This is a genomic window from Myxococcus sp. AM011 (assembly GCF_013372595.1).
Lineage (GTDB): Bacteria > Myxococcota > Myxococcia > Myxococcales > Myxococcaceae > Myxococcus > Myxococcus eversor.
In genome coordinates this window covers 24,765-30,764 of record NZ_JABXEM010000130.1, presented here as the reverse complement: position 1 = coordinate 30,764, position 6,000 = coordinate 24,765, and the positions used below count along the sequence as shown (strand labels likewise).

The window sequence follows — 6,000 nt, the reverse complement described above, 5'->3', positions numbered from 1 at the left end:
AGCCGACGCCGAGCCCACAGCACCACGGCCACCGGCATCAACACCACGAACGCGATGGTGACCAGACTCGTGGCCACCACCCCCATGTCCACTCCCTTGAACATCGCGCGCCTCCCCTCCCAAAGCTCGTCGCCCTCAGAGGTAAGCACGGCCCCAGCGTCCCAAAAAAGCCACCGGAGCGAATCCACTGACTCGCGACTCAGCGCGCCGTGAGCGCGCTCGCCAGCTCCTCGTACAGATGGATGGCGCTGCGGATGGACTTCTCCCAGTCTCCCACGTGCAGGCTCTCGTTCTCCGAGTGGGCATAGGTGTACGGGTCCTCCACGCCGATGAGCAGCGCGGGCACACCGCCCAGCTCCTTCGCGAACGGCTCCACGAAGGGAATCGACGCGCCGCAGCCGATGGCCACCGCCTTCGTCCCATAGCCCTTCTCCAACGCCCGGAACGCCGCTTGGAACGCCGGATGCGACGGGTCCGTGTACCACCAACCCGACGCCCCCTCCGTGTGGAAGCTCACCTCCAGCCCCCACGGACACACCTTGCTCAGGTGCTCCTTCAGCCGCCGCTCCACGTCCTGGGCCTCCAGGTCCGGGACGATGCGGATGCCCACGCGCGCCCACGCCGCGTCGCAGATGATGTTGCGCGCGTCCTTGCGCGTGCTCGCCTGGATGGCGTTGATGGCGATGCTCGGCTGTCGCCAGTTCATCTCCCACGGGTGACGCCCACCCAGCACCTGCACGCCCGGCAACAGCCCCACCTGCTCGCGGAAGTACGCCTCGTTCCCCGGCAGCGACTGGATGCTCTCGCGCTCGCCCGGCGTGAGCGGCTTCACCCGCTCCTGAAGCCCCTCAATCGCGATGGAGCCGTCCGCGTTCGTCAGCGTGGCCAGCATCCGGCACAGCCCCATCACCGGGTCCGGCACTGGCCCGCCCCACATGCCCGAGTGCACCGCCTGCTTCAGCGCGCGCACCTCCACGTCCACCGTGACGAGCCCCCGCAGCGCGGTGGTGATGGACGGCAGCCCCGTGTCGAAGTTCGCCGTGTCCGTCAGGACGATGGCGTCCGCCTTCAACAGCGCCGAGTGCTTCTGCAAGAAGGCGGACAGATGCCCGCTGCCAATCTCCTCCTCGCCCTCGATGATGACCTTCACGTTGAGCGGCAGCCGACCCGTCCCCTTCAGCCACGCGTCCACCGCCGACGTGTGCACGACGATGCCCGCCTTGTCGTCCGCCGTGCCGCGTCCGTACAGCCGGCCGTCGCGCATCCGAGGCTCGAACGGCGGGCTCTTCCACAGCGACTCGTCGCCCGCGGGCTGCACGTCGTGATGCGCGTACAACAGCAACGTCGGTGCGCCCGGCGACCTCAGGACCTCGCCGTAGACGTAGGGATGCGCGTCGTCGATTTCGAGTAGCTGGATGTTTTCAAACCCACGGTCTTTCAAGAGTCGAGAAGTCGCCTCCGCGCTCTGACGCACCCGGGCGGCGTCGAAGCCGGGAAACGAGACGCTGGGTATGCGCACGAGGGCCATGAGGTCCTCGAGGTAGGCGTTCTTCTGGGACTCGAAGTGAGAGAGAGCCTGGGCGATGGGCATGCTCACCCCTTAACCTAAAAAGGCAGGCAGGCGCTCCAGGTCCTCGCGCGGATGTCGCGCGGTCCAAGTATCATGCGAGGCCATGTCCGACACCCCGACACTGCTGCTCGTCGACGACGACAGCTTCGTGCGCCGCATCCTCAAGGACGTCATCGCCGACACGGGCATCGAGCTGCGGTTGCTCGAGGCCGCGGACGGAGAGGAAGGTCTCGCGGTGGCAGCGCGCGAGCAGCCCGCGGTGATGTTCCTGGACCTCTTCATGCCGAAGAAGAGCGGGCTGGAAGTTCTCGGCGCCATCAAGCAGGTGTCTCCCAACACGCGCGTGCTCGTCATCAGCAGCATGGATGCCGAGCCCGTCGTGGAGCAGGCCATGGCCGCGGGCGCGGTGGGGTTCGTGGGAAAGCCCTTCCATCCGCTGGAAATCGCCTCGGCCGTGCGCCAGGCGCTCGCTCACTGACTTCAGAGGTGTCTGCGTGTCGTCTCCTGCTGTCGGTTACTGGGTAGCGGACAACCTGGGCCGCGTACTGGGCCCGCTCGCACTCCAGGCCCTTCGAGAGCTCATCTCCTCCGGGCGGCTCAAGGCCGCCGTGCGCGCTTCTCGGGACGGCACCCAGTGGGTGGCCGTCCAGGAGCTGCCGGAGCTGCGCGACCTCTTCGGCACAGCGCGGCCCGCGCCCGCCGTGGAGCAACAGCAGGCCGAGCGCCTGCGCACCCAGCTCCGGGGGCTGCAGAACCTGCCGCCTCACGAGGTCTTCGGCGCCAAGCCGACCGCGAGCCTGGATGAGGTGCGGCTGGCCTTCTTCCGCATGGCCAAGCGCTTCTCGCCCGAGCACCTGTCGCCGGAGACGCACCCGGAGCTGCGCACGGTGTCGGCCGAGATTTTCGACTTCCTGTCGCGCTGCATGCGCGAGGTGGAGGTGCTCTCCGCGCAGGGCGCCTACCAGCAGGCCCGGCCGCTGCCTCCCCGGTTGGACATGGACGGGCCGCTGCCTCCCCCGCCTCCGCCGGCCGCGATGGTGCCGCCCGTGGCCGCGCGGATTCCCGCCATCGCGCCCGTGCAGCAGCCCGTGGCCGCCGTCGCGCTCGCGCCTCAACCCGTGGCCGTCGCGCCTGCCCCGCAGCCCGCGATGCCGGCCCGACCACTGCCACCGGTGATGCACGCGACATCCGCGCCCGCCGCGCCGCGCCCGCCGCCGGTGCAGCGCACGCACACGTTGCCGCCGCCCGCGCCTCCGCCGCCCGCGCCTCCGGTGCGCAAGGCCGCCGCCGCGCCCACCTATTCCAGCGCGGAGTTCGTGGGACTGGAGCGCCGCGCGGATGATCGCATCCACGCGGACGTGAAGGTGTCGATGCAGAACACCGGCATCTTCACGGACCACCGCATCATCAACCTCTCCTCCGGCGGCCTCTTCATCGCGACGGACAAGCCGCTGCGGCTGGGCACCCTGGTGGAGCTGACGCTGCGGTTCGATGACCCCTCGCGCGTGATGACGCTGCGAAGCTCCGTCATCTGGGAGAACTCGCTGGAGGACGGCAAGAATCCGCGAGGTTATGGGTTGCGGCTCAGCAGCCTCCGCAAGGAGGAGCGGGATTTCATCCAGCAGTTCGTGAGCCGCAAGCCCCCGAAGAAGCCCTGAGCGGGAGCGTCCGCCCGGGGCGGCTTGCTACATCAACTGGCCGAAGAAGACGGCCCCGGTCATCACGAACGCCGCCATCACCGCCATCACCGCCTTGAGCTCCAGGTCATCGCGGCCCATCACATTCATGAAGTTCATGGTGTCCATCCTTCGCTGTGTCCCCTCGCCCTTTCCTACGGGACACCGCGATATCGATTGCATCCCCCTCCCGGCGCCCTCGCGCCGTCAGCCAGGATGACCTCCATGCCCGCCGACGCCTCCGCCGCTCCGCCTGCCTACTGGTTGCTCGAAGGGCTGCCCACCCCCGCGTCGGTCGTCCGGGGGGATCAGGTGGTGACCGCCAACGCGGCCATGGTGGCCCTGATGGGAATCTCCCTCGACGAGCTGAGGGCCACGCCTGTCTCGGCGCTCATCGCCCGCGTCGTGCCCGTCGAGTCAAGCTGGGTGGAGGCGCTGCACGAGGCGGTCACCCGCGACGGAAACCGCCCGGAGCGCCCGCTGTGGATGCGCATCCGGGGCGAGGACGGGCGGGAGCACACGGTGACGGTGACGTATTCGCCGGGCGCCGCGCCGGACGAGACGGTGGTGCTGATGCACGACGCGGCGGGGGTGGACACCACGCGCCGGCTCACCGAGGCGCTGGCCGCCGCCGCCGCGGACATGCTGCGCGCGCGCGATGAGCACGAGGTCCTGGAGACGGCCATCGAGGCCGTCCACCGCCAGGGCTTCTATTCCGCCATCCTCCTCGTCGAGGGGAACACGTTCCGACACGGGCCCATGCGGCAGCAGCCCGCCATCGTCGCGCTGGCCGAGCGCACCTACGGCATGCCTCTCTCGGAGGTCCGGCTCCCCCTGAGCACGCTGCCGCACCTGGCGGAGGTGCTCGCGCGGCGCAAGGCGGCCTTCCATCAGGACGCGCTCGGCGCGGCCCACCGCGTCCACACGAGCGAGGTCTTCGAGGACATCCAGCGCGCCTATCCACCCGGCATCCGCGCCCTGGACGCCCCCATCTTCGTGGAGGGCCAGCCCTTCGGCATCCTCACCGCGCAGGGGCTGGACCTCACGCCCGCCTCCGCGGGCACGCTGGAGCTGTTCGCGCAGTTGCTCGGGGCCGCGCTCGAGAACGTGCGTCACCACCACATGGCGGCGGAGCGCCTGGGCGAGGTGACACGGCTCCAGGAGGAGCTGGTGGCGCAGGAGCGGCTGACGGTGCTCGGCGAGGCCGCGGGCGTGGTGGCGCACGAGGTGCGCAATCCGCTCGGCGCCATCCTCAACGCGGTGGCGGTGCTGCGTCGCGAGGCGCACCTGGGCCCCACGGGCCAGGCCGCGGTGGGCATGCTGGAGGAAGAGGCCATCCGGCTGGAGGACATCGTCCGCGACTTGCTGGACGTGGTGCGCCCATTGGAGCCTCGCCCGCGTCCCGTGCACCTGGGAGAGCTGGTGCGCCGCGCGCTCGGCCAGCTCCATGGTCCGCCGGACGCGCCCACGCTGCGCTTCACCGTGGACGAGGCGCCGGACACGCCCGAAATCATGGGCGACGAGACGCTGCTCCAGCTCGCGGCGACGCACCTGGTGCGCAACGCGGTGCAGGCCTCACCGCCGGGTGGGCGCGTGCGGCTGAACGTGGAGCCCGTGGAGGGCGGCGTGCGGCTGGTGGTGGAGGACGAGGGCCCGGGCATCCCCGACGTGGACCCGCGCCGCGTCTTCGAGCCCTTCTTCCTCACCCGCGCCAACGGGCGGGGCCTGGGGCTCGCCATCGTCAAGCGCGTGGTGCTCGCGCACGGCGGACAGGTGCGCGCGCGGGGCCGGGAGAAGCGGGGCGCGCGCTTCGAGGTGGTGCTCCCGCTGGAGCCTACCCGTAGGTTTCCCGCCTGATGCGCTTGTCGTCGATGTCGAGCGCGTGCAGGTGGCCAAGCACGGTCTCCATGAAGCGCGGCGTGGCCGGGGTGCGCGTCTCCAGCGCCTTGCGGCGGTCCCACGGCGTAATCGCGGGGCCGCACGCGTAGACGAGGCACGTGGCCCGGTCCGGGATGAGCTCTTCCAGCAGGGACTGATGGACGCGGCCCTTGCGCACGTTGGCGCCGAAGCGCGACTCGTCCAGCTCGCGGGTGAGCGTGTGCACCAGGCGGACGCGGTCCGGGTGCTGGCGCTCCAGCGCCTCCAGTTCGTCCCGGTAGAGCACGTCGCTCCACGTCTTGTTGGACATGAGCAGGGTGTGGCGCACCTTGAGATTCCGGTGGAGCGCGTCCTTGAGGATGCCGAAGTTGGGCACCGCGCCGGAGCCGGCCACCAGGTGGACGACATGGTCCGTGCGCTGGTCCACGTCGTCGGGCAGCACGTAGGGGCCCATGAAGCCCAGCACCTTGAGGCGCGCGCCGGTGAGCCGACCGTGGACGAGGAACGGGGACAACAGCGGCGGGTAGCGGGTGAGGCCGGGGATGAACTCCTCGTCCTTCACGGTGATGGCCACGTGGGGCTCGTGGGGGGCGGAGGCCAGCGAATACGAGCGCTGGGGCTCCTTTCGCCCCTTTTGTTCCTGCAGGTAGGCGGACAGGCGCCCGAGCGCGTGGAACTGGTGCGGGTCGATGTTGATGAACTGGCCGGCCTTGTAATCCGGCCGGGTCTCCCCGAAGTCGAGGAAGAGCGTCGCCGTATCGTGCGTGTCCATCCGCACGTGGGCGACGGTGACCTCGTACTCCACGGGCTTCCTGCTGCGCGAGGGGGTGGCTTCGACGGCGCTCATGGCTTCCTCCCTTAGCGCAAACCCGGGGT

The 6,000-nt window shown here is 70.1% G+C and carries 5 protein-coding genes; 3 read left to right on the top strand and 2 right to left on the bottom strand.

The window, feature by feature from the left end; translation table 11 throughout:
* Positions 1-199: 199 nt before the first annotated feature.
* Entirely contained in the window at positions 200-1,591 is a 1,392-nt protein-coding gene (locus tag HUW62_RS25680; RefSeq protein ID WP_163870105.1) for a M20/M25/M40 family metallo-hydrolase, read from the bottom strand.
* A gap of 82 nt (positions 1,592-1,673) precedes the next feature.
* On the opposite strand from HUW62_RS25680, the gene HUW62_RS25675 reads away from it, so the two are divergent.
* The 3 genes from HUW62_RS25675 to HUW62_RS25665 all read left to right on the top strand — a co-directional run bounded on the left by HUW62_RS25675 (position 1,674) and on the right by HUW62_RS25665 (position 5,103).
* On the top strand, positions 1,674-2,048 hold the full coding sequence (locus tag HUW62_RS25675; protein ID WP_141645963.1) for a response regulator: 375 nt from the start codon (positions 1,674-1,676) through the stop codon (positions 2,046-2,048).
* 16 nt (positions 2,049-2,064) lie between these two features.
* Entirely contained in the window at positions 2,065-3,228 is a 1,164-nt protein-coding gene (locus HUW62_RS25670; protein WP_176435884.1) for a TIGR02266 family protein, read from the top strand.
* A gap of 243 nt (positions 3,229-3,471) precedes the next feature.
* Positions 3,472-5,103, top strand: coding sequence for an ATP-binding protein (locus tag HUW62_RS25665; protein ID WP_176435883.1), 1,632 nt, complete (start codon positions 3,472-3,474; stop codon positions 5,101-5,103).
* On the opposite strand, the gene HUW62_RS25660 is transcribed toward HUW62_RS25665, so the two are convergent.
* Positions 5,081-5,971, bottom strand: coding sequence for an oxidoreductase (locus HUW62_RS25660; RefSeq protein WP_163870102.1), 891 nt, complete (start codon positions 5,969-5,971; stop codon positions 5,081-5,083). The genes HUW62_RS25665 and HUW62_RS25660 overlap by 23 nt on opposite strands.
* Positions 5,972-6,000 lie beyond the last annotated feature (29 nt).

Bases quoted from the DNA above. Each gene is read 5' to 3' on its own strand.
- HUW62_RS25680 (WP_163870105.1), bottom strand. From the start codon at position 1,591: ATGCCCATCGCCCAGGCTCTCTCTCACTTCGAGTCCCAGAAGAACGCC.
- HUW62_RS25675 (WP_141645963.1), top strand. From the start codon at position 1,674: ATGTCCGACACCCCGACACTGCTGCTCGTCGACGACGACAGCTTCGTG.
- HUW62_RS25665 (WP_176435883.1), top strand. From the start codon at position 3,472: ATGCCCGCCGACGCCTCCGCCGCTCCGCCTGCCTACTGGTTGCTCGAA.
- HUW62_RS25660 (WP_163870102.1), bottom strand. From the start codon at position 5,971: ATGAGCGCCGTCGAAGCCACCCCCTCGCGCAGCAGGAAGCCCGTGGAG.